We start from the raw sequence: 24801 nt of genomic DNA on the forward strand, positions 1-24801 counted from the left end.
TTTTGGATTTTCATCAACGAGTGCCCACACAGATTGATAGGTTTAAATTGTTAAAGAGCATTGCTTGTTGAGTCATTCTTTCTAAGAAGAAGCTCTCTAAGCGGACGGTCATTCTAGCGATTTAAGTCACAGTGTCAAACACTTTTTAAAACTTATTTCTTTCTGACTTTCCGTCTAACTGATTACCGCTGAAGCCTTGTGGCGTCTGCCGTGTCAGTGGATGCGCATTATAGATAGTTCGACGTTGATGGCAAGAGGTAAATAGCATTTTTTTCAATAAAAAAGCCTGAACGATTACTTATCATTCAGGCATTAATTTACTCACGAGTTATTCCACCCACGCACACAGATTATTCACAAAACCCTGTGGATAACGTGAGTTTTTAACATCAAATTAGCTTATTGGAATTAAATCTAATCATCGCTATCGAAAAAGTAAGACACTCTTGAGCGAGGATTTAAATACTCTTTAACTTTATCAGGTAACTTATTAGGTAAAATGGCATTCACTATCTTTATCTCTTTCTCAGCTAGATCAATGATAGGTGCTTGAGTTCTTGGAACTGATGGATCGTAGATAAGAACATTAGGAAACAGGATGTGCTTAGAGTTTACCGAAATGACTAACCCAACCATTTCATTAGACAGCTGAACAACGGTTCCAGGTGGATACACCCCCATAAACTTAATCAGTACATTTAAGTTATCGTTACTATAAAGGTGCTTACACTTCTTATATAAGTGGGAAAGCGCAATATACGGAATTTTTTGCTCAGCAGGGTTCATTGGATGGCAAAGATTGTCATACGCATTAGCAACAGAGACGACTTGAGTTAACTCATCGATATCTTTCTCTTTTAGCTTATTAGGATAACCTGACCCATCATTGAGTTCATGATGCTGTTCAATTACGATTTTTGCTGGTTCAGGAAAGGTCTCCATGTTCATCGCTAAATCAAGCCCATACTTAGTATGTAGCTTAAGGTAGTTGATTTCTGGTGTAGATAGAGGCGTTTGTTTTCGAATGATCGCAGCCGGTACCTTTATTTTTCCCATATCATGAAAAAGAGAAGCAAAAGCGATATCTTTAATCTGCTGTGCATCCATGCCTTTTGCTTTAGCGATCATCATTGCGATGACCGAAACATTAAGTGAGTGGAAGTAAATGTCTTCAACTTCACTTTTACTGTTCATTAAATGTAATGTGACACCTTCATTATTAAGAAGCTTATCTACAATACCGTCGACTAAAGCCAAAGCTTCATCTACCGCTTTTTCAGGCCTATTACGAATTTTGTTCATCACCGCTCTCATTTGAGCAAGTGAGCGTTCAAATTCCTTTTCACACTTGATCACTTTACGACGGTAAGCCCCAAGCTCTTCTATCCTATTCTGTTTTTCTTCCCAGAGTTTTTTGGCTTCTATATCAACCTGTGCATCTTCTTCAGTTGGCTCTTTTGCAGGCTGATTAGCCGGTAAAGGCTGAGTCTCGCTTTGGGAGGTATTAATGAAGACGTGTTGAATACCCAAATGTTTAATCATTCGGATCTGATCTTCGCTTTTAATCATAAAGCTATTAAATAAGAAGGGATGATCGTTCCATTTCACTGGCAGTCGAACATGTAACCCTGGTTGAAGTCTATCAACCGAAATTTTAATACTGGCCACAAATATACATACTAATTATCGATACCTACTCAAATATTAACGAAATTTAACCGAAAACACACCCATTAGATGATTAGAGAAGCGAGGGCAACCTTGGTATTAATATAGTTACGCCTCTAGTTCACAGTAAAGTAACCAACGTACACCATACATATCTTCGATTTTTCCAAATTTTGCACCTGAATAGATATCTGAAATAGGCATCATCACATGACCGCCTTCCATTAACTTATCAAATATACGAGCCTGTTGGTCTACATCATCTAATACTAACGATAACGCAATATTATTCCCTGACATTTCCCTTGCTACTACGCCATCTGACATCATGAACTTCATTCCACACGCCTCAAATTCGGCATGCATTATCCAATCTGGCTGAGCTCCTGGGATCTGCATAGGTGCATCTCGAAAATACTGTTTTGACGTAGCCACACCACCAAAACAGTGGCTATAGAACTCCAACGCCTCTTCACAACGACCGGCAAAAAACAGATACGGGGTAAGTTGAAACATAGCTATCTCCTTATAAGCATTAATAAAAGATAGCTGATAGAAAACAGAAGCGAAACGTTCTTGGTCGCTATTTTTGACATCTGTTAGATAGGTCACTCATCGAATTTAAGTGAAATAACAACACTCTATACGCTTCTTCATATAAAAGGGCTGTGTTGGGTTAATCTGAGCGCATCAATGTTGAGGTTGTAGTTTCTAAGTGATAGACACAACAAAGCCCCGAAGAAGTCGAGGCTTTGTTGTTTTGTATGAAAACTAATAGAGTACTAGTTAGCGTGAAATATTTGATCCGTATCCAATGAAGTCATTGAGCGAATTTGACGCCACAAATAATAGAAGATACCAAACATCATCAGCATACTTGGAATTGCGATAACTGGGTAACTATATAGAGTCAACTTACCTAGCTCTTCATTGAACGCAACAGTACCCGCAGGGCTGGTCACAATCCAAGTGGCAAGAAAATAATTCATCACTGATGAAAAACCAAAGGTACTCGCAAATAAATAATTCGATACCACTAAGCAACGTTCAAATGCTGCTTCATTCCCTCTTTGCGATAAACGCTCTCTGATTAACGATAGGTTCAATATTGTATCGTTTAGAATGACTTTCTTTACGATTGGATAACGAGTAAAGGTAGAAATTAATACAGCTAAACCGATCAGGCCCGGAATTAGCGCCTCTTTAACAGCCAACCAGCGAGTATCAAGCTCTAGCAGGCCGATGCCACCAGTCAACAACACACTAACGAAACCCAATGCGGCGATGAAGTTGAACTTCTTATTACGAATTAGCTCCATTCCACCATAGGCAACGGGAAAGGCTAAAGCGACAACGAGCGCCATCACGGTACCAAGATGCTCATCACCACTAAATTTCATCAGAATGAAGGAAGGAAGAAAAACGTTAAAGGCAATCTCGAATAAGGGATTAGATTTTTTGTTTGCTGTATTGGTCATAATTTTCCAGTTGAAGGCACTATTTTTTCCTAGAGCTTAATATGTTATTCACGCACTTTATTCAGTATACAAGGATTGTTCATTGTCTGGCACTAGATGTAAAGCTTCAACAATTCCACTCAGTGTAACGACATGTGACATTAGCTAGTACTTAAAGTCAATATGACCGCGCTATATCGATAGCTAGCACACGGGGTGGTTCTAAAGTTATTACAGATGAAGAGTCGAACGACTGGAATACTGGGGGGTTAGCTTTAGTTTCCTCTTTTATTACACCAAATTACACCTAGTACGTTATTACACGAAAAAGAATGGAGATAAGCCCCTTAGATATCGTACTAATTTAGCCAACAAGCCAAAAATGAAAGTGCTAGATACAACAAAGCCCCAGCGTTAACTGAGGCTTTATCATTTAAATATGGTACCGGTAGGCGGACTTGAACCGCCACGCCCGAAGGCAACGGATTTTGAATCCGTCGTGTATACCAATTTCACCATACCGGCATCTTTAGGGTTTCCCCTTTCGATGGTTGGCATTATACGTAACATCGCTTTCTTCGCAAGCCTAAAAGATTGAAAAGCTTTTGTTTGATGATAATTTCACCAGGAAATAACAACCTGTGCGTTTGCTCTCTTCCCTCTGCTCGCTCAACACTATATTCTTGCCGCAGTATTTACAGACTTACGAATCAATTATGACTACAGCCAATACCCTACCACCAGCAGGACTAATGCGCCGTTTCGGTGCTCTTTTCTATGACTCACTAATTGTGATGGCAATATTAATGATGTCGGGAGGATTGATTGTTGCAATCTTAGAGGCTTTGGTTGCTCTTGGAGCTGTGGATTACACACCTTATATTGATGCCAGTGACTTACTCGGTAATCATCCTATCTGGAGCCCTATTTATACCTTTTACCTAGTCGCTATCGCCGTTTACTTTTTTGTCTTCTTTTGGACTCGTGCCGGGCAAACATTAGGGATGCGAGCTTGGAAGCTTCAAATCCAAAATGAACAAGGTGGTGCAATTAGCGTGACACAGGCTTTAATTCGATTGGCGACGTCTGCATTTGGTCTGGCGAACCTTACTGTTCCTTTCGATCCCCAAAAGCGTGGTTTCCAAGATATCTGGGCGAAAACAAAGGTTGTCGTGTTACCAAAAGCAAATTAGATAACCACTCCCCAAAAACAAAAAAAGGAAGCTATTAATTAGCTTCCTTTTTTATTGCGTTTTGATTGTTAGAGCTTTCTACGCAGCAACATCAAAGCAACGGAGAGGAATACGAGACTTGGTGCAACAGCGCCAAACATAGGTGGAATACCATAAACCAAACTTAGCGGTCCAAAGAACTCACTAGATATATAAAAGGTAAAACCAGCAACGACACCAGAAAGTATCCGCGCGCCCATGGTCACCGTCCGTAATGGGCCAAATATAAAGGACAACGCCATCAACATCATTACCGCAATAGAGAAGGGTTGAGTTACTTTACGCCACAGTGCTAGTTCATATCGAGAAGAATCAAGCTCAGAAGCTTTCAAATAACCGACATAGTCAAACAAGCCTGTTAAAGACAACTCTTCAGGTTTTACGGTTACAACCGCTAACTTATCCGGTTCAAGTGACGTCGTCCAACGATATTCAGGTAATGTGTCTTTAGATAACTCGATACCATCACGCATATCCGTCACCTGAACATCTCTCATCAGCCACTCATTGTCTTGGAGGTAATCAGCAGATTTGGCATAAACCACCGTTTCTAATTGCTTATCCGCATCAAATCTCCACATATTCAATGAGTGCAACTCGTCATCGTCTACTTTGCCAATAAAGATAAAGTCGTTAGCATCACGAGCCCAAACTCCCGTTCTTACCGAGAGCAGTTGACCACCAGAGGTTGCAAATGCACGTAAATCTCGCGCCATCTTTTGCGCTTGTGGTGCGCCCCATTGCCCCAATAAAGTAACAATAATCATCAATGGTACAGCCGTTTTTAATACCGACATACCGATATTGAGCTTTGAAAAACCTGAAGCTTGCATAACAACAAGCTCAGAGCTTGAGGCGAGCATACCCAATCCGATGAGCGCCCCAAGCAACGCTGCCATAGGGAAGAACATTTCAATATCGCGAGGAATACTTAATGCTACAAACAGTAAAGCTTGAACAAGATCATAGGTTCCGTCGCCCACCTTTCTTAACTGCTCAACATATTTAATGATGGCAGACAGACCAACAAAGGTAGTCAAAACCAGTGAGGTAGTCGCAATAATCGTTTTACCGATGTATAAGTCTAAAATCTTAAACACTTGCTTTCGCCACCTTTTTTTGTCTGATCTGATCTTTGAATTTTCGAACAGGAATACTATCCATCATATTCGCCCCTATCGCAGCCAAGAGTAATCCAGCGTTAATTGGCCACATACCTACCATCACGGGGATAGAACCATCTTCAATGGCGGATTTCGTCGCACTAATTGATAAAAAGTACGCTAGATAAATTAATATCGCAGGACCCATTTTAGCAAAGCGGCCTTGACGAGGGTTTACCGCAGAGAGCGGAACCACCAACATGGTTAATAGTGGTATACAAAGCACTAAAGAGATACGCCACTGCAATTCAGCCTGCGCTCTTTTATCGCCACTTGTTATTAACGCTAATGTTGATTTCGCTTCCCAGTCACGCCCTTTCGGCTTCACGTCTCGTTGACCAATTAATCCATCATATTCATCAAACGTTGTATTACGATAATCAAGGCGAGTAGGAATACCTTCATAGCGAATACCTTCGTGCATGGTAATAACTTGTCGACCATCGCTGGTCTCTTTTACATCACCATAATTCGAAAACATCACACTTGGTAAGATCGTGCCACTCGGGCGAAGCTGAGCGACAAACACATTTTCAAGCTTTTTATCTTGGATATCATCGATAAACACAACCGATGACCCATCAGGCGTGCGCTGAAATGTCCCTTTTTTCAGAAGGTCTACGGTATTTTCCGATTCCAACTGCTCCATTAACTGTGTTTCTTTCTCTTGGCTCCAAGGTGCCAACCAAAATGAGTTAAATGCAGCAAGACAGCCCGTAATAATTGCCAAGTACAGCGCAGCTTGAATCAGAAATTTATTACCAATTCCCGTCGCATTCATTACGGTTATTTCACTTTCTGCATATAAACGACCAAAAGTGAGCAAAATACCGATAAACAAACTGAGCGGCAGCATCAACAAACCCATGGTGGGCATATTAAGACTGACAATGGATAAAATCATACGTGCAGGTATTTCACCGTCAGATGCCTCTGCCAGTACACGGATAAACTTTTGGCTGAGAAACACTAGAAAAAGCACGAAAAAGATGGCTAATTGGCTTTTGAGTGTCTCGCGGATCAAATATCTAACAATAATCACGCTGAAAGTACCTATAGAAAACTTGTTTTTTTGGTTGAATCACTATAATTTCCCGTTGAACCTTTTATTTTTAAAATTTTCACTAACTGTTAGTTCGCTTAATTAAAACGTAGTTCCAAGTATGGATTCAACAAGTAAGCTCGCATTATCTAACATTTAGTTCTATTTGTCTTCAGGATGTAGGAGTACGCATGGAGTTCAATGTAAAAAGTGGCAGTCCAGAGAAACAACGCAGCGCATGTATCGTTGTTGGAGTGTTTGAACCAAGACGTCTTTCTCCAGTAGCAGAACAGCTGGATAAAATCAGTGATGGCTATATCAGCTCATTGCTTCGCCGCGGTGATCTTGAAGGAAAACCAGGTCAGATGCTACTACTGCATCAAGTACCGGGTGTTCTATCTGAACGTGTTTTGTTAGTCGGTTGTGGTAAAGAGCGTGAACTTGGTGAACGCCAATATAAAGAAATCATCCAAAAAACCATCAGCACACTTAACGAAACAGGTTCTATGGAAGCAGTTTGCTTTTTAACTGAACTGCACGTTAAAGGCCGCGATACGTACTGGAAAGTTCGTCAAGCGGTTGAAGCGACCAAAGACGGCCTATACACGTTTGATCAATTCAAGAGCAATAAGCCAGAAACACGCCGCCCACTACGTAAGTTAGTATTTAATGTACCAACACGTCGTGAGCTAAGCCAAGGTGAAAAAGCCATTGCTCATGGTCTTGCGATCTCTTCAGGTGTTAAAGCATCGAAAGATCTTGGCAACATGCCACCTAACATCGCAAACCCTGCTTACCTAGCCTCTCAAGCTCGTCGCTTAGCCGATGACTATGAAACCGTTACCACTAAGATCATTGGTGAAGAAGAGATGGCGAAGTTGGGTATGACTTCATACTTAGCCGTTGGTCGTGGTTCAAGAAATGAATCAATGATGTCCATCATGGAGTATAAGGGTCACGCGGATCCAGATGCAAAACCAATCGTACTTGTCGGCAAAGGCTTGACGTTTGATTCAGGTGGTATTTCTCTTAAGCCAGGCGAAGCCATGGATGAGATGAAGTATGACATGTGTGGTGCAGCTTCTGTGTTTGGTACCATGAAGGCATTGGCTAAGCTAAACCTGCCAATCAATGTAACTGCCGTACTTGCTGGTTGTGAAAATATGCCAGGTAGCAATGCCTACCGCCCTGGTGACATTTTAACAACGATGAACGGTCAAACTGTCGAAGTACTCAATACCGATGCGGAAGGACGCTTGGTTCTTTGTGATGCGCTGACTTATGTTGAGCGATTTGAACCTGAGTGTGTGGTTGATGTGGCTACGCTGACCGGCGCTTGTGTTATGGCGTTAGGTCATCACATCAGTGCGGTTCTTTCAAACCACAATCCACTCTCTCACGAACTAGTGAATGCCTCAGAGCAAGCGAGCGATCGCGCATGGCGTATGCCAATGGCTGATGAGTATCATGAACAGCTAAAGAGCCCATTTGCTGATATGGCAAATATTGGTGGACGTCCTGCAGGTACAATTACCGCAGGTTGTTTCTTATCTAAGTTTGCTAAGAAGTACCACTGGGCACACCTTGATATTGCAGGAACGGCTTGGAAATCTGGCGCAGCGAAAGGTTCAACCGGTCGCCCAGTCCCATTACTTGTCCAATTCCTACTGAACCGAAGTGGCCAAGAAGGCGAAGAGTAATCTTCAAAAAAGGGCCGCGAGGCCCTTTTTTATTATCTTTAATTTCATCAAAAGTAATGTACCTCATTCACTGAGAATAATATGGCCAACGCTACATTTTACATCGTCAGCCCTAAGAGTCCTCAAGCAAGCCAAGCTGGTTTTGATGATTATGTGCTATTTCTCAGTAAACACTTTGCTCAGCAAGGCGCCAAAGTATATTTAAATGGCCATGATAAAATTCACGCGGAACGTATCGCTGAACTTTTTTGGCAATCAGAACCAGAGCACTTTGTCGCTCATAACCTCGTTGGTGAAGGACCCAAATATGGTACCAACATCGAGATTGGCCACCAAAATGTAAAGCCTACGTGGAATCGTCAGATCGTAATTAATTTGGCGGATAATAATACAACCTTTGCGAAGCAGTTCTCAGAGGTGGTAGACTTCGTTCCTTGCGAGGAAAATGCCAAGCAGCTAGCTCGAGAAAGGTATAAAATTTACCGACAAGCAGGTTTTAATCTGCAAACAATCGAGATACAGCATCCATAGTCAAACCTTATAGTTAAAGCGATCTTAGCCTAATCATTTCAGCCATAGATCCTTCACTTATAAAGTTTGACCACATTTACTAATTCACAGTACCGATTTAAGAGCACTATGGAAAAGACATACAACCCAACATCTATCGAACAAGCGCTATACCAAGCTTGGGAAGAAAAAGGCTACTTTAAGCCACACGGCGACACTTCAAAAGAAGCGTACAGCATCATGATCCCGCCACCAAACGTTACTGGTAGCCTGCACATGGGTCACGCCTTCCAAGATACCATTATGGATACCTTGATTCGTGCCGAGCGAATGAAGGGCAAAAATACCCTTTGGCAAGTGGGTACTGACCACGCTGGTATCGCAACCCAAATGGTTGTTGAGCGCAAGATTGCCGCTGAAGAAGGCAAAACGAAGCATGACTACGGTCGTGAAGCGTTCATCGATAAGATTTGGGATTGGAAAGCAGAGTCTGGTGGCACTATTACCCAGCAGCTTCGTCGTTTAGGCGCATCTGTCGATTGGGATCGTGAACGATTCACTATGGATGACGGTCTATCAGCGGCAACTCAAGAAGTGTTTGTTCGTCTTTTCGAAGAAGATCTTATCTACCGTGGTAAGCGCCTAGTTAACTGGGATCCAAAACTGCACACTGCGATTTCTGATCTAGAAGTAGAAAACAAAGATAAAAAAGGCTTCATGTGGCACTTCCGTTATCCGCTAGCCAATAGCGTTAAAACGGCTGATGGTAAAGACTACATTGTTGTTGCTACTACTCGTCCAGAAACCATGCTTGGTGATACTGGCGTTGCGGTCAACCCTGAAGATCCTCGCTACAAAGATCTTATCGGTAAAGAGATTCTTCTTCCTGTTGTTAACCGTCTTATCCCTATTGTTGGTGATGAGCACGCAGACATGGAAAAAGGCACGGGTTGTGTGAAAATTACACCTGCCCACGACTTTAACGATTACGAAGTAGGCAAACGTCACGCCCTACCAATGATCAACATTCTGACCTTTAACGGTGATATCCGTGATGCGGCGGAAATCTTCAATACCAATGGCGAAGAGAGCGACTTCTACAGCACTGAACTTCCTGAGAAATACCAAGGCATGGAACGTTTCGCAGCTCGTCGCGCAATCGTTGCTGAGTTTGAAGAACTTGGTCTTCTTGATGAAATCAAAGATCACGACCTAACTGTCCCTTACGGTGATCGTGGTGGTGTGGTTATCGAACCAATGCTAACGGACCAATGGTACGTTCGCACAGCACCACTTGCTGCACCTGCAGTTAAAGCAGTTGAAGATGGCGAGATCCAATTTGTGCCTAAGCAGTACGAGAATATGTACTTTGCTTGGATGCGTGATGTTCAAGATTGGTGTATCTCACGTCAGCTTTGGTGGGGTCACCGTATTCCAGCTTGGTATGACAACGATGGTAAAGTCTATGTTGGACGTACAGAAGAAGAAGTACGTGAGAAAAACAACCTAGCGCCTGTTGTTGTACTTCGCCAAGACGACGATGTACTCGATACATGGTTCTCTTCTGCTCTTTGGACATTCGGCACACAAGGCTGGCCTGAAGATACTGAAGCGCTGAAAACCTTCCACCCTTCAGATGTATTGGTATCAGGCTTTGATATCATCTTCTTCTGGGTTGCTCGTATGATCATGATGACCATGCACTTCTGTAAAGATGAAGATGGCAAAGCACAAGTACCATTTAAGACGGTTTACATGACGGGCCTTATCCGTGATGAAAACGGCGACAAGATGTCGAAGTCTAAAGGTAACGTACTTGACCCAATCGATATGATTGATGGTATCGGTCTTGAAGAGCTAGTAGAGAAGCGTTGTGGCAACATGATGCAGCCTAAGCTTGCTAAGAAGATTGAAAAAGCGACACGTAAAACCTTTGAAGATGGTATCGAACCCTACGGTACTGACGCACTACGTTTCACTCTTGCTGCAATGGCCTCTACTGGCCGTGACATCAACTGGGATATGAAGCGTCTTGAAGGTTACCGTAACTTCTGTAACAAGCTGTGGAACGCAAGCCGTTACGTGCTGATGAATACAGAAGAGCACGACTGTGGCATGACTTTATCAGCTGAAGATCGTGCAAACATGGAATTCTCTCTAGCAGATAAGTGGATCGAGTCTCAGTTTGAAGTTGCAGCGAAAGAGTTTAACGCTCACCTAGACAACTACCGTCTAGATATGGCGGCAAACACGCTGTACGAATTCATCTGGAACCAATTCTGTGACTGGTACCTAGAGCTAACCAAACCTGTTCTATGGAAAGGCACAGAAGCTCAACAGCAAGCTACTCGCTACATGCTGATCACTGTTCTTGAGAAAACGCTTCGTCTTGCTCACCCTATTCTTCCTTACATCACGGAATCAATTTGGCAGAGCGTTAAGCCGCTAATTGACGGTGTAGAAGGCGAGACAATCATGACTCAAGCACTTCCTCAGTTTAATGAAGCGAACTTCAATGCTGAGATCGTTGATGACATCGAATGGGTAAAGACTTTCATTACCGCTATCCGTAATCTACGTGCAGAATACGACATTGCACCTAGCAAAGGCTTAGAAGTAATGATCAAAGTCGCTGATGAGCAAGATGCTGCTCGTATTGAAGCGAACAAGATCGTTTTGAACTCTCTAGCAAAGCTAGACGATATTAAAGTTCTTGCCGATGGCGAAGTGACTCCTGCTTGTGCGACTAAACTGGTTGGTAAGTCTGAGCTGATGATCCCAATGGCAGGCCTTATCGACAAAGATGCAGAGCTTGCTCGTCTAGATAAAGAAGTAGCTAAAACTCAAGGTGAAGTAAAGCGCATCGAAGGTAAACTAAGTAACGAAGGTTTTGTTGCTAAAGCGCCTGAAGTGGTTATCGCTAAAGAGCGTGAAAAACTTGAAAGCTATAAAGAGACTTTGGTTAAGCTTGAAGAGCAAAAGGCAACGATTGCCGCTTTATAATTAGCATTAATAACTGTATCTAAACATCAAATAGTCGGCTATTAAGCCGGCTATTTTTTTATCTATCACTTCTCACTAAAACATAGTGAAACGAATATCCAACCAAAACCATAAAAACAAAACATCCTACCAACAATAACAAACAAAACCGTTACAAATCGTAAGCAAAGAACTCCAATCACAAAATAATCAATCGATAAACCCTATACTCCACGACATAAAAAATTAGTGATTAACCATCACTTGATAACGAAGCCCTACAAAATAATAAATTCAACTAGGAGTTCAATAATGAACCTTGTCGTAAAACTCATCGCCGGTATTGTCGGCGGTATATTAGTCGGATCATTCGCACCAGATATTCTCGTTCGCCTATTTCTAACCTTTCAACAGGTAGGTGGTCAGTTAATTGGCTTTGCCATTCCACTGATCATTTTGTTCTACATCACCAGTGGTATTGCGAGCCTACCAAAAAACTCAGGTAACCTTCTTGGAAAAACAGTAGGTCTTGCTTACGGCTCTACCGTTATTGCGGGCTGTTTAGCTTTCCTAGCCGCGACTATCGTACTATCAGGGTTATCGCCAGCTTCGGCTCCTGACGTTGAAGCGCAGCGTTCACTATCAGGATTCATTAGCCTAGAAATCCCTGCTATTTTTGGCGTAATGACAGCGCTAGCGCTAGCATTCCTATTTGGTATCGGTATTTCGGTTACTGGTAGCCAAACGCTAAAGCAGTTAGCGGATGATGGACGCAGTATCATCGACCTACTGTTAGCCAAAATCATCATCCCAATGCTACCTATCTACATCGCAGGTGTTTTCGCTAACATGGCTGCAGAAGGAACAGTATTCACTACGCTAAAGACGTTCGGCTTAGTTTTAGTGACCGCGATTGTTGTACACTGGATCTGGATCAGCATTCAGTACATTGTTGCAGGTATGGTGAGCGGTAAGTCTCCAGTCCAAGCACTAAAGACGATGCTACCAGCCTACTTTACGGCACTGGGTACCATGTCTTCAGCGGCAACTATTCCTGTAACGCTAAAGCAGACCAAAGAGAACGGTGTAAAAGAGCCAATCGCTAACTTTACCATCCCACTATGTGCGACTATTCACCTCTCAGGTTCAACCATCACTCTTGTACTTTGTGCAACGGCAGTAATGGCATTGAGTACCAACATCGAAATGGTTTCTTTCTTTAACATGATTCCATTCATCATGATGCTAGGTATCACCATGATTGCCGCTCCGGGAGCTCCGGGTGGCGCAGTAATGGCAGCGTTAGGCTTAATGGCTTCTATGCTTGGATTCGGTGAAGCAGAGCTTGCGCTAATGATCGCTCTTTACATGGCACAAGACAGCTTTGGTACTGCGTGTAATATTACCGGTGATGGCGCTATCTCTATGTTAGTGGACAAAACTGCTGATGGTGAAGATTCAACAAAAGTTGAGCAGCCAGTTACAACCAGCTAATCCACCTTGCTACAAGAATATTAAATAGAAATGCCAGTCTCTCGACTGGCATTTTTGTTTTCTATACGACTCGATTTTGTTGTTCGCCGCACTCAAAGGCAGCAATATTATCCATCAAAATATCGGCTAACTTTTGAATCGAAGAATCACTACCCCACGCCACGTGAGGTGTCAGCAATAGATTAGGCATGTCCATGTTCGCTAGTAACGGATTATCTTCATCGGCAGGCTCTTTAGTAAAAACATCAACACCAGCACCAGCGATCAAACCAGACTTTAATGCGTCCACCAACGCTTGCTCATCGACGAGACCGCCTCGCCCCGCATTAATCAAAATAGCATTGGACTTCATCTTCTTGAGTTCAGCAGCAGAGATAAGGTTTTCAGTTTGATCATTGAGTGGGCAGTGAAGTGTAATCGCATCAGAAAGCTGCAATACTAACTCAAAAGGAAGATAACCCTCACGGCAATCCATCATCCCTTTTTGAGATGAGCTCTTTCTTTCCGCAAACAGTACCTTCATTCCTAAAGCTTTAGCTAACGCAGCCGTCGCTTGCCCTAATGCACCACTGCCAATAATGCCCAGTGTCGTGCCAGCAATATCACCAATTGAATGAGTAAAAAAACAGAACTGCTTGTTGCGCTGCCACTCACCCGCTGCGATGTCTTGATGGTAACCAACTAAGTTACGTCTTAGTGTGAATAACATAGCGATGACGTGTTCAGGAACCGATTGAGTGGCATAACCTTGAACATTAGTCACGGCTATACCCGCTCTTTGGCAGAACTCAGTATCAATATTATTGTAACCTGTTGCCGATACCGCAATTAAACGCAGGTTAGGTAATTTAGCCAGAACGTCCGCATTCAATACCACTTTATTGACGATGACGATGTCCGCATTCTCTAATCGTTCAAAGACTTCATCAGGCGTAGTGTAATCATACTCAATCCACTGATGTTCAAACGACAGCGTAGCCAGCTTAATCTGAGTTGGGATCGTCGCTCTATCTAAAAACACCACTACTGGCACGGTCATATCACTTCCTTATTTTTGGTTACAGGCATTTAATTGATACTAAATCTAAGACTAACAGCGTGGCAGTGTTTTGTAGTCTGGAAGTACCTCTGGGCACTCAAAGTGTTGCCAAATTTGAGCTTCAGCATCTTGGTAAAAATCACACGGAACAAAAATGCTTTGCCGTTTATTCGTCGCTGGATGGTAAAAACTCAACTCTGCAGCATGAAGCTCCAAGCGAGGGCTGAATTCAAGCGCCTCAGGGGGAGCGTAAAACTCATCACCAACGATGGAATAGCCCAACGCTTGCATGTGAACACGAAGCTGATGAGAACGCCCTGTAATAGGAAGAAGTCTAACTATCGACGTCTTCTCTTCACGCTCAACGACCTGATACTTTGTTTGGGACGGTTTACCATCCTCAAAGCAGACTTTCTGCCTTGGTCTGTTTGGCCAATCACAGATAAGCGGTAGATCCACTTCTCCATCATCTTGATCTACGTTTCCCCACACACGAGCATAATAGATCTTATGTGTTAAACGATATTGAAACTGCTTCTTCAGCGAGCGCTCGGCGTCTTTATTTTTTGCCAGCAACATTAGACCGGAAGTCGACATATCTAAGCGGTGCACCACTTGAATCTCGGGATACTCCACCACCAAACGGCTCCACATACTGTCGTAGTGCTCAGCAAGTCGACCGGGAACGGATAACAAACCCGGTGGTTTATTAACAGCCAAGATTTCGTCATCTTCATAGACAACATCAATCCAAGGGTCGGTCGGCGGCGTGTATTCAAGCATAGCCATAAGGAACTTCTCTACAGTAAATAATCGCGCGGAGTATAACAATTCCTCGCTAAGGCCTGAATGTTTATATCAACCCTTACATAATTGTAAAATTTAATTGACACAATAAGCAATCGTGATATTTATATCATCTATTGACAGGTTAATAGTCAAAGCATTTTAAATTCAAAGGATTATGAGGAAACCATCAATATGGATGATGTAATAACGGCTCCAAATAAAAACAAAGCATCTCTATCACAGCTGCTAGGCTCGCTAGGGCCAGGTATTATGATGGCGGCAGCGGCCGTCGGAGGTTCCCACTTGGTTGCGTCAACCAAAGCTGGCGCCATTTACGGTTGGCAACTTGCTGGGCTAATACTGCTCGTTAACCTTCTAAAATATCCATTTTTCCGCTCAGGTGTCCAATATACGATGGGGACGGGAAAAAGCTTAGTAGAAGGTTACTCTCAATTAGGTCGACCATATTTATGGGCCTTTGTTACTCTCAGTAGTATCTCTGCTGTTGTAAATACCGCGGCTCTATTACTTTTTAGTGCGAGTTTACTTGGATACTTTATTCCAGTAGATCTCTCGATGCCGGTGCTTAGCGGTATTGTACTCGTCACCTGTTTAACAATTTTACTTGCAGGTCATTACAAAGCGTTAGATACGCTTTCCAAACTGATCATGGCAACGTTAACGATATCAACCCTCATTGCCGTCAGCATCGCCTTCACGAGTTCAGATCCAACTGCCACAACTATTGCTGCTGACTCTCCATCTCCTTGGACACTGGCAGCGATTGGTTTCATTGTTGTCACTATGGGGTGGATGCCTGCTCCTATTGAGATATCAAGCCTGACCTCGATGTGGTTAAAGAGTCAAAGGAAGCATACTAATGTAACTGCTCAATCTGCACTGTTCGATTTTAATGTTGGCTATATAGGTACGGCGATATTAGCGATGGTGTTTCTGGCCTTGGGAGCATTAGTATTGAATGGAACAGGTGTAGAGCTCGCTCAATCAGGCATTGGCTTTTCACATCAGCTAGTAGGAATGTACGCGTCTACCATTGGTGAATGGTCTCGCTACTTAATTGCAGTTATCGCTTTCTTCTGTATTTTTGGCAGTACTATTACCGTTATCGATGGTTACTCTAGAGTCATCTCTGAATCTCAGCGACTACTTAAAAATCAACCAGAAACAAACCCAAAAGTCACACAGGCTTGGATGGTATTCATTTCGATGAGTGCGCTCGCGATCATTGTTTTTTGGGCTTCAGCATTGATGCCAATGCTTAATTTCGCCATGATAATGGCCTTTATCACCACCCCATTCTTTGCCCTTCTCAATTACATATTGGTAACGAAAACGCCATTGCCAACTGAATTAGCAGTCGGTAAAAAACTCAAATGGCTTTCTATTGTTGGTCTAGTTTATCTCTTTGGCTTCCTCGCTCTATTTGTTTGGTGGAAGTGGCTGATCTAGTCATTACTTCATATAAGAACGTTTAAAAACAAAAAGGCCTTCTCAATTTAGATGAGAAGGCCTTAAATTTATATCGCTTAAAAATTGATGGCTAGTTGTGAGAAACCACAATCAAGCGTAGCGAATCTAATTGAACCTGAGCTTTACTGATGTAGACCGTTAGCTCTTTAATTTGCGCATCAATCGCTTCAATTTCTTCATCACGAATGTTCGGGTTAACTGCTTTCAACGCCTGCAAACGCTCTAGCTCACCATTAAGGCTCGCTTGCATATCTTGCTGCGCTTGCTCACGAACCGCTTCCACCTTATCAGTTACAAGGTTTTCACCCGCGTCAATCAACGCATGTACTTCATTTTGTACCGAAGAGACAAGCTTGCTCGCTAGGTGGCGATTAACGGGACTTAGCTGGCGGTTAAAGCTATCAAACTCAACCTGAGCAGAGAGATCGTTACCACGTCCATCCATCATCAGACGAATTGGCGTTTGAGGTAAGAATCGCGTAATACCACTACGTTTTGGTGCTTGTGCATCCACAACATAAATTAGCTCAAGCAGTAGCGTACCAACAGGTAATGCTTTATTTTTCAAAAGCGATACCGCAGAGGCTCCAACACCTTCACTCATCAGCAGATCGATACCACCTTGAATCATTGGGTGCTCCCAACTGATAAAGTTCATATCTTCACGTGACAGTGCAGTTTCACGATCAAAAGTTATCGTCGCGCCTTCATAAGGTAAGCCTGGGTAGCTTGGCACCATCATATGTTCAGAAGGAGTAACAACTAACGCATTTTCACCTTTATCGTCTTGGTTTAAACCAATCGTATCGAACAGGCTAAGTGCAAAGCTTACTAAATTAGTATCGCCATCTGTCGCTGAAATAGTATCGACAATTGCCTGCGCTTTTTCACCACCATTCGAGTGCATCTCAAGCAGTCGGTCACGGCCATGTTCTAATTGAGATTTAAGCTCTTTATTTAACTTGGCAGATTCAGAAATAACGTCGTCTAGCTCTTCAATGTTACCTGAAGCTAACATATCAACGAGTGCATCAGAGTACTTGTCGTACACTGCGCGCCCTGTTGGACAAGTTTCTCTGAACGCATTCAAGCCTTCATCAAACCAACGAGCAAGGATCGCCTGAGACGTTCCTTGTAGATACGGCACATGAACATCAATATCGCGCTCTTGACCAATACGGTCCAAGCGACCAATGCGCTGCTCAAGCAAGTCTGGGTTAAACGGTAGATCGAACATTACAAGCTGATTAGCAAATTGGAAGTTACGCCCTTCAGATCCTATTTCACTACATAGGAGAACTTGTGCACCGCCCTCTTCCTGAGCAAAGTAAGCCGCTGCTTTATCACGTTCGATAATCGACATACCTTCGTGGAAAACCGTTGCACGAATGCCTTCACGCTCACGCAGAGCTTGTTCAAGCTGCAGAGCTGTACTTGCACGAGAAGCAATGACTAAGATTTTTTCGCTGCGTTTTTCCTGCACCTTTTCAATCAACCAATTCACACGTGAATCAAACTGCCACCAGCTTGCATCATCGCCTTCAAATTCTTGGAAGATCTCTTCTGGATAAAGATTTTTTAATGCGCGTGCTTGAGGTGACATCTTGCCGCCAATCAAGCCAGATACACGCATTGACGTCGCGTATTGAGAAGGGATCTCCATAGGAAGCAGGTGAACATTTCGCTTAGGGAAGCCTTTAATCGCGGCGCGAGTATTTCTAAACAGTACTCGGCCCGTACCATGGCGATCCATTAGGTTATCAATCAGCTCTTGGCGAGCTGTAGCTTTCGCTTCTTCATGTTCATCGTTTTCAATAATGCGGAACAATGGCTCGACATCTTGCTCAGATAACAGCTCAGTAATCTGATTCTTCGCTTCATTCTCTAATTTATGGCCAGAGAAAAGTGCTGAGACAGCATCTGCGACAGGTGCGTACTGATCTTCTTCTTGAACAAAGGTGTCGTAATCATAAAAACGGTCAGGATCAAGTAGACGTAAACGAGCAAAGTGACTTTCACGACCTAGTTGTTCAGGTGTTGCGGTAAGTAGAAGTACCCCTGCTGTTTTTTCAGCTAGCCCTTCAATTACTTGATATTCGCGGCTTGGTTTTTCTTGGCTCCACTCTAGGTGGTGCGCTTCATCAACAACCAGAAGATCCCAGTCTGCATCCAATGCTTGTTCAAAGCGGCGACGGCTTTTACGGATAAAGTCCAAAGAACACAATACGTATTGCTGAGTATCAAATGGGTTCTCTGCTTCTGCAAACGCTTCAATACAACGCTCTTCATCAAAAATAGAGAAATGTAGGTTGAAGCGACGCATCATTTCAACAAGCCATTGATGCTGAAGTGTCTCTGGCACAACGATAAGAATACGTTCAGCACTGCCCGATAGCACTTGCTGATGAATGATCATACCTGCTTCAATGGTTTTACCTAGGCCAACTTCATCGGCAAGTAAAACGCGAGGAGCGTGACGACGACCCACTTCATGGGCAATGTAAAGCTGGTGAGGGATCAACCCTGCACGCATACCGCATAAACCACGCATTGGGCTTTTGTGCTGCTCAAACTGGTTGGTTAATGCTTTATAACGCAGCACAAAGTTGTCCATACGATCAACTTGGCCAGCGAACAGCTTATCTTGAGGCTTGTTGAAGCGGATATTATTGCTGAGCATGATCTCTCTTAGCATCACCTCTTCTTCGTTATCCGTTCGTGTACCAAGATAAAAATAAATGCCTTTATTTTCTTCAACTTGTTCAACCTTAACAGACCAGCCTTCTTGGCTTTCAACGACATCACCGACATTAAATGTCACTCGGGTTACGGGAGCATCACTGCGCGCATAGACTCGGTTCTCTTCTGCTGCAGCAAACATTACTGTCACTGTACGAGCATCCATTGCTACCACGGTACCTAAACCTAAATCGCTTTCCGTATCGCTAATCCAACGCTGGCCCAAAGCAAATGTCATGAATCGACTACCTCATTATTCTAAGTTGAAAATATTCTTTGTTATTTTAGTTTGTATTTCGATGCGAGTATAAAAAAGGATTATCAAAAGATAATAATAGTGAAAATTCCGCACCCAAAAAGGTCGCTAATCTTACTTGAAGCTGTGATGTAGGTCACGAGGTATCCTCGGATTTTTTGACAGAAGTTAGTCCGCCATCAAACTGTAAGAAAAGCATGTCATTTGTGTATTTGAGTGTTGCTATACTCGTTAATGAATACGCATAATTTTGAGTCTAAATGTTCAACTTTGGCACAAAACATGCTGTTCATAGGTATAGAAATAGATCAACACGGATTTGCAGATGTTAGTGTACAGAGCGACACACCTACAAAGCGCGTTATGACTCTGTCCCCTTCTGCAAGCAATGATTGCAAAGCAATGCCGAACTTCGGCAAGGAGACGCTTATGACTGATACCGATCGGAAACTGTTTGTCCTTGATACCAACATCCTTCTTCACGAACCTTTTGCCATATACTCCTTCCAAGAGCACGACGTGCTCATTCCAATGACCGTCCTCGAAGAGCTTGACCGAATTAAAGACAGTAAGCGAGACGTGGCTCGTGATGCTCGAGTCGCTATTCGCGCTTTAGAAGACCTTTTCCGCGATGCCTCACCCGATGAGATTTCAGAAGGTATTCGTTTCTCAAAAGACATTTCGGCAACGGGTACGATTTCCATAGTGGCTGACTTTGAGTTGCAAGAAACGGTCAAAGCCTTTGCTGATAAAGCCGGAGATAATCGCATTCTCAACGCGGTGCTCGATTTACAAACCAAGCACGCTCCACGCGAAGTCATCTTAATCACCAAAGACATCAATATGCGCTTACGCGCTAAAGGTGCGGGGGTACGTTTTGTTGAGGATTACCGTACTGATCAACTCATTGATGACGTTCAATACCTCACCAAAGGATTTCAACAACGTGAAGGCGCATTCTGGGATGATGTTGAAGAAGTAGAAAGTAAGTCTCTAGGTGGGAAGACCTTCCATACTCTTAGTAGAGAACCTTTTGAACCGACCTTTATCAATCAATACATTATCGATCAAGAGAGTGACTTTGCAGCCAGAGTCGCTGAGATTTCCGACGATAGTCTCACATTGCAAGACCTTAGCCGTGAGCGCATGATGCACAAACGAGCATGGGACATTACACCGAAAAATATCTATCAAGGCATGGCTATGGATGCCTTACTTGACCCTGATATTGATCTAGTAATCTTAACTGGAGCTGCGGGAAGTGGTAAAACTCTACTGGCAATGGCTGCCGCACTAGAACAAACCATAGAAAACAAAATGTTCGATAAAATCATTGTTACTCGGAATACGCCAGACATCGGTGAGTCGATTGGATTCTTACCCGGTAGTGAAGAAGAGAAGATGATGCCCTGGCTCGCCGCCGTCACTGATACACTTGAAGCGCTGCACAAGCATGATCATTGCACTGAAGGGTCAATGAAATACATATGCGATAAAGCAAACATTCAATTTAAGTCGATTAACTTCATGCGTGGCCGTTCAATTCAGAATGCCTTTGTCTTATTGGATGAGTGTCAAAACCTAACCGCTTCTCAGATAAAAACCATCATTACACGTTGTGGCGAAGGAACTAAGATAGTCTGCTCAGGAAATCTTGCTCAGATTGACTCCCACTATCTCACCCCTGTTACCTCTGGGCTAACCTACATGGTGGAGAGATTTAAGAACTTTGAAGGCAGTGCCAATATCCACTTAAATGGCGTCGTTCGTAGCCGCTTAGCCGAGTTTGCTGAAGAGAATATGTAATTTAAAACCAAGTAGCATTGGCTCATCAGTAAACAATAAGCGAGATATTTATCTACTACATAAAATATCTCGCTTTATTTTAAAATAATTATTCACATTTAATGCATTTATATGTTTTACTGTTCCTCAAGAAACAGCTCTCTTAAGGATTAACCCAATGGCTTTCAATCTACGTAATCGTAACTTTCTTAAACTGCTCGACTTTACACCTAAAGAAATTCAGTTTTTGATCGATCTTTCTGCTGATTTAAAAAAAGCAAAGTACTCAGGAACCGAACAAAAGAAGCTGAATGGAAAGAACATTGCTCTGATCTTTGAGAAAGCCTCAACACGAACTCGTTGCGCCTTTGAAGTAGCCGCTTTTGACCAAGGCGCTCAGGTCTCTTACCTTGGTCCTTCTGGCTCTCAGATCGGCCAAAAAGAATCAATGAAAGACACAGCACGAGTTTTAGGGCGCATGTACGATGGTATTGAGTACCGCGGTTTTGGCCAAGAAATTGTTGAAGAGTTGGGCGCTCACGCTGGCGTTCCTGTATGGAATGGCTTAACGGATGAATTCCACCCAACCCAAATTTTGGCTGACTTCCTCACTATGCTTGAGCACGGCAAAGGAAAGCTCCTGCATCAAATCAGTTTTGCTTATCTGGGTGATGCTCGTAACAACATGGGTAATTCACTCATGGTTGGCGCCGCTAAAATGGGCATGGACATTCGCCTTGTTGCACCCAAAGAGTTTTGGCCTGAAGCCTCACTGGTAAAGACTTGCCAAGAAATCGCCACTCAGACTGGAGCAAAAATCACCTTGACTGAGAACGTCGAAGAAGGCGTGAAAGAGTGTGACTTCCTTTACACTGATGTTTGGGTTTCTATGGGTGAAGCAGCAGAAGCGTGGGATGAGCGTGTAGCAAAAATGACGCCTTATCAAGTCAATAGCCAAACCTTAGCCTTGACTGAAAATTCGGATGTGAAATTCATGCACTGCCTACCTGCATTTCATAATGATGAAACTGTCATTGGTAAAGAAGTCTCAGAGAAATACGGCATGAACGGACTAGAAGTAACGGAAGAAGTGTTTGAATCAGAGCACTCTATTGTGTTCGATGAAGCGGAGAACCGCATGCATACAATTAAGGCGATCATGGTTGCCACATTAGGCAATTAGTGGAGTAGCATCTACTAAAGGAAAGCTTGACGTAATCGCTTGCGCTGACAAAACGAAGGCGTATAATGCTCGGCAATTTGTCAGAGGATTATGAAATGATGGCACCGATGTCGTGCACAATTCAGCGATATAAAAACCGCAAGCTACGATGGGTTTCCAAGCCTAGCTTCGCAGTCATTGCTTTCTGTAATTCTCTCGATTTTTAAAGCCTCCCATTATTGGGGGGCTTTTTTGTGGCTTTAAGAACATTCAAGATAGGGAAGAAGAACATGACAAACACGCTTTATAATAAGCACATTATCTCTATTCCAGAACTCTCTCGTGAAGAACTGGAACTGATAGTTGATACAGCAGGTCAGTTGAAATCTCATCCTCAGCCTGAACTGATTAAAAACAAAGTCGTCGCTAGCTGCTTCTTTGAGCCTTCGACTCGTACACGTCTGTCATTTGAAACTGCTATCCAACGTATTGGTGGCGATGTTATCGGTTTTGATAGTGGCGGTAATACTTCTCTAGCGAAAAAAGGCGAAACTCTGGCTGACTCAGTGCAGGTAATTTCCTCTTACGTTGATGCCTTTGTCATGCGTCACCCTCAAGAAGGTGCAGCTCGCCTTGCTTCTGAGTTTTCTAATGGTACGCCAGTTATTAACGCTGGTGACGGTGCAAACCAACATCCAACTCAAACTCTTCTTGATCTGTTTAGTATCGCCGAAACTCAAGGTCGACTAGATAACCTTAACGTCGCTTTTGTTGGTGACCTAAAATATGGTCGTACAGTTCACTCGCTCACTCAAGCGCTCGCTAAGTTTACCAATGTACGCTTCTTCTTTGTCGCGCCTGAAGCGCTTGCTATGCCTGATTATATTTGTGAAGAACTAGACGAAGCAGGTATCAACTACAGCCTTCATATCGATATGGAGGAAGTGATTCCTGAGCTTGATATTCTCTATATGACTCGTGTGCAAAAAGAGCGTTTTGACGAATCGGAATATGCACACATCAAATCCGCGTACATCCTAAAAGCAAGCATGCTTGAAAACGCACGCGAGAACTTGAAAGTTCTTCACCCGCTACCACGTGTGGACGAGATCACCACTGATGTCGATAAAACGCCGCACGCCTACTTCTTTGAGCAGGCTGAAAATGGTGTCTACGCTCGTGAAGCGCTACTTGCTCTCGTTCTTAATGAATCACTTTAACTGTAATAGAGGAAACTACCATGTCGAAAGAAACTCAATTGCAGGTTGAAGCAATTAAAAATGGCACCGTTATTGACCATATCCCAGCTCAAATTGGCATCAAGGTTTTACGACTGTTTGATATGCACAACTCGAATCAGCGCGTTACGGTGGGTCTAAACCTTCCATCATCAGCGTTAGGCGCGAAAGATCTGCTTAAGATTGAGAATGTTTTTATCAATGAAGACCAAGCGAGCAAGCTTGCACTCTATGCACCCCACGCGACCGTGAACCAAATTGAAGAATACCAAGTAGCGAAGAAGCTAGTTTTAGAATTACCAAAACAAGTCAACGATGTATTCGAATGCCCTAACAGCAACTGTATTACTCACAATGAGCCTGTAGAAAGTAGCTTCAGTGTCATTGAGAAAAATGCAGAGATTCGCCTAAAGTGTAAATACTGTGAAAAGGTATTCTCACGAGAAGTCGTGACAGAAAGGTAATTAGTTCAGGCTCGTTAGCTTTAACATTACTGTAAGCCATCAATTAAATCCCTTCTCTATTCGCTACTCAAAAGAGTGATGAATACAGAAGGGATTTTTCTTTACGCCGTTTCCCTTTACGAACCAATTATTTCACGGCAAACTGACCGCTTACACCCTCCTCAACTGACGGAATTAATAACATGACTAAAGTTCTTCATACTGATTCAGCTCCTGCAGCAATTGGCCCATACATTCAAGGCGTTGACCTTGGCAACATGGTTCTGACTTCAGGTCAAATCCCAGTAAACCCAGTAACGGGTGAAGTTTCTCCTGAAATCACAGAGCAGGCTCGTCAGTCTCTGGAAAATGTTAAAGCGGTAGTTGAAGCATCAGGCTTAACCGTAAAAGACATCGTAAAATTAACGGTTTTCGTAAAAGACTTAAATGACTTTGGCGCAGTGAATGAAGTTTACGGAGCATTCTTTGATGAGCACAATGTGGCTCACTACCCAGCGCGTTCATGTGTTGAAGTTGCTCGTTTGCCAAAAGATGTTGGTATCGAAATTGAAGCGACTGCTGTTCGAAAATAATCAATTCTGCAGTTCTTA

General features: G+C 43.1%; 19 protein-coding genes and 1 tRNA gene. 11 read left to right on the top strand and 9 right to left on the bottom strand.

From position 1 onward, the window contains the following. Positions 1-414: 414 nt before the first annotated feature. The 4 genes from L4D20_RS15635 to L4D20_RS15650 all read right to left on the bottom strand — a co-directional run bounded on the left by L4D20_RS15635 (position 415) and on the right by L4D20_RS15650 (position 3650). Entirely contained in the window at positions 415-1668 is a 1254-nt protein-coding gene (locus tag L4D20_RS15635) for an HD-GYP domain-containing protein (protein ID WP_428802543.1), read from the bottom strand. A gap of 108 nt (positions 1669-1776) precedes the next feature. Beyond that, positions 1777-2184, bottom strand: a complete 408-nt coding sequence (locus tag L4D20_RS15640; RefSeq protein WP_428802544.1) for a VOC family protein — start codon at positions 2182-2184, stop codon at positions 1777-1779. Positions 2185-2450: 266 nt separating this feature from the next. Continuing rightward, positions 2451-3146 (bottom strand): VC0807 family protein, encoded by a 696-nt coding sequence (locus L4D20_RS15645; RefSeq protein WP_428802545.1) that lies wholly within the window; start codon positions 3144-3146, stop codon positions 2451-2453. A 419-nt stretch (positions 3147-3565) separates the two neighbouring features. Then, a tRNA-Leu gene (locus L4D20_RS15650) sits at positions 3566-3650 on the bottom strand. A gap of 191 nt (positions 3651-3841) precedes the next feature. Here L4D20_RS15650 and L4D20_RS15655 point away from each other — a divergent pair. Further along, entirely contained in the window at positions 3842-4318 is a 477-nt protein-coding gene (locus L4D20_RS15655; protein ID WP_428802546.1) for an RDD family protein, read from the top strand. A gap of 68 nt (positions 4319-4386) precedes the next feature. On the opposite strand, the gene lptG is transcribed toward L4D20_RS15655, so the two are convergent. Both lptG and lptF read right to left on the bottom strand, forming a co-directional pair. Continuing rightward, a complete protein-coding gene (gene lptG, locus L4D20_RS15660; RefSeq protein WP_428802547.1) occupies positions 4387-5457 on the bottom strand; it encodes an LPS export ABC transporter permease LptG in 1071 nt (356 codons plus the stop codon). Further along, the gene (lptF, locus tag L4D20_RS15665; protein ID WP_428802548.1) at positions 5450-6562 is read right to left on the bottom strand and encodes an LPS export ABC transporter permease LptF; all 1113 of its coding nucleotides are present in this window, start codon (positions 6560-6562) and stop codon (positions 5450-5452) included. Before lptF ends, lptG begins: the two co-directional genes overlap by 8 nt. Before the next feature lie 191 nt (positions 6563-6753). On the opposite strand from lptF, the gene pepA reads away from it, so the two are divergent. The 4 genes from pepA (at position 6754) to L4D20_RS15685 (ending at position 13248) form a co-directional block, all read left to right on the top strand. After that, entirely contained in the window at positions 6754-8262 is a 1509-nt protein-coding gene (pepA, locus tag L4D20_RS15670; protein ID WP_428802549.1) for a leucyl aminopeptidase, read from the top strand. Between the two features lie 81 nt (positions 8263-8343). Then, a complete protein-coding gene (locus L4D20_RS15675; RefSeq protein ID WP_428802550.1) occupies positions 8344-8793 on the top strand; it encodes a DNA polymerase III subunit chi in 450 nt (149 codons plus the stop codon). A gap of 108 nt (positions 8794-8901) precedes the next feature. Beyond that, complete coding sequence (locus L4D20_RS15680; RefSeq protein ID WP_428802551.1) at positions 8902-11775, top strand: valine--tRNA ligase; 2874 nt, start codon at positions 8902-8904, stop codon at positions 11773-11775. Between the two features lie 291 nt (positions 11776-12066). Further along, positions 12067-13248, top strand: a complete 1182-nt coding sequence (locus L4D20_RS15685) for a dicarboxylate/amino acid:cation symporter (RefSeq protein WP_428802552.1) — start codon at positions 12067-12069, stop codon at positions 13246-13248. Positions 13249-13309: 61 nt separating this feature from the next. On the opposite strand, the gene L4D20_RS15690 is transcribed toward L4D20_RS15685, so the two are convergent. Both L4D20_RS15690 and rluA read right to left on the bottom strand, forming a co-directional pair. Beyond that, on the bottom strand, positions 13310-14287 hold the full coding sequence (locus L4D20_RS15690; RefSeq protein WP_428802553.1) for a D-2-hydroxyacid dehydrogenase: 978 nt from the start codon (positions 14285-14287) through the stop codon (positions 13310-13312). A 51-nt stretch (positions 14288-14338) separates the two neighbouring features. Continuing rightward, entirely contained in the window at positions 14339-15076 is a 738-nt protein-coding gene (gene rluA / locus L4D20_RS15695; protein ID WP_428802554.1) for a bifunctional tRNA pseudouridine(32) synthase/23S rRNA pseudouridine(746) synthase RluA, read from the bottom strand. A 192-nt stretch (positions 15077-15268) separates the two neighbouring features. Here rluA and L4D20_RS15700 point away from each other — a divergent pair, with 192 nt between their 5' ends. Then, positions 15269-16546, top strand: a complete 1278-nt coding sequence (locus L4D20_RS15700) for an NRAMP family divalent metal transporter (RefSeq protein ID WP_428802555.1) — start codon at positions 15269-15271, stop codon at positions 16544-16546. Positions 16547-16637: 91 nt separating this feature from the next. Here the strand turns inward: L4D20_RS15700 and rapA are convergent, their stop codons facing one another. Further along, complete coding sequence (rapA, locus tag L4D20_RS15705; protein ID WP_428802556.1) at positions 16638-19544, bottom strand: RNA polymerase-associated protein RapA; 2907 nt, start codon at positions 19542-19544, stop codon at positions 16638-16640. Between the two features lie 447 nt (positions 19545-19991). Between rapA and L4D20_RS15710 the strand changes: the two genes are divergently transcribed. From L4D20_RS15710 to L4D20_RS15730, 5 genes are all read left to right on the top strand, one after another. Further along, a complete protein-coding gene (locus tag L4D20_RS15710; RefSeq protein WP_428802557.1) occupies positions 19992-21368 on the top strand; it encodes a PhoH family protein in 1377 nt (458 codons plus the stop codon). A 157-nt stretch (positions 21369-21525) separates the two neighbouring features. Next, entirely contained in the window at positions 21526-22530 is a 1005-nt protein-coding gene (argF, locus tag L4D20_RS15715; protein WP_428802558.1) for an ornithine carbamoyltransferase, read from the top strand. A gap of 269 nt (positions 22531-22799) precedes the next feature. Beyond that, positions 22800-23729 carry an aspartate carbamoyltransferase gene (gene pyrB / locus L4D20_RS15720; RefSeq protein ID WP_428802559.1) on the top strand — a complete coding sequence of 310 codons (930 nt, stop codon included), beginning with the start codon at positions 22800-22802 and terminating at the stop codon, positions 23727-23729. Positions 23730-23749: 20 nt separating this feature from the next. Next, a complete protein-coding gene (gene pyrI / locus L4D20_RS15725; protein WP_428802560.1) occupies positions 23750-24211 on the top strand; it encodes an aspartate carbamoyltransferase regulatory subunit in 462 nt (153 codons plus the stop codon). 182 nt (positions 24212-24393) lie between these two features. Then, on the top strand, positions 24394-24783 hold the full coding sequence (locus L4D20_RS15730) for a RidA family protein (protein WP_428802561.1): 390 nt from the start codon (positions 24394-24396) through the stop codon (positions 24781-24783). Positions 24784-24801 lie beyond the last annotated feature (18 nt).

This window comes from Vibrio kyushuensis, from assembly GCF_050337325.1.
GTDB lineage: Bacteria > Pseudomonadota > Gammaproteobacteria > Enterobacterales > Vibrionaceae > Vibrio > Vibrio kyushuensis.